The organism is Paenibacillus sp. GbtcB18 (assembly GCF_019091125.1).
GTDB lineage: Bacteria > Bacillota > Bacilli > Paenibacillales > NBRC-103111 > Paenibacillus_F > Paenibacillus_F chitinolyticus.
The window spans coordinates 1-271 of the sequence record NZ_JAGXJX010000368.1 but is presented as its reverse complement, the minus strand read 5'-3'; the positions used below and the strand labels follow the sequence as shown (position 1 = coordinate 271).

The window sequence follows — 271 nt, the reverse complement described above, 5'->3', positions numbered from 1 at the left end:
CCTGCGGTGCCCTCAGGCAGCAACCCGACCACCGCCGATGTCGTCTCCCGTTTCCTCGCACACGCCGCGGCCCGGCCCGATGCTCCGGCCGTAGTGGAGGACGGTGGGATACTCACCTACGGTCAGCTCGACACTGCCTCGGCCGCCCTGGCGTCCCTACTGCTCCGTCAGTACGGCGTGGGCCGGGACTCCGCGCCGATCGTCGCTGTCCTCCTACCCCGTGGTGCGGCGGCTGTCGTCGCCGCTCTCGGCGTCCAGCGTGCCGGTGCCG

General features: G+C 72.3%; 1 protein-coding gene. It reads left to right on the top strand.

Annotated features, from left to right (window positions below; genetic code table 11):
• Nucleotides 1-6: 6 nt before the first annotated feature.
• A partial coding sequence (locus KVT34_RS32850) for an AMP-binding protein (protein ID WP_369016303.1) occupies nucleotides 7-271 on the top strand: 265 nt, incomplete at its 3' end.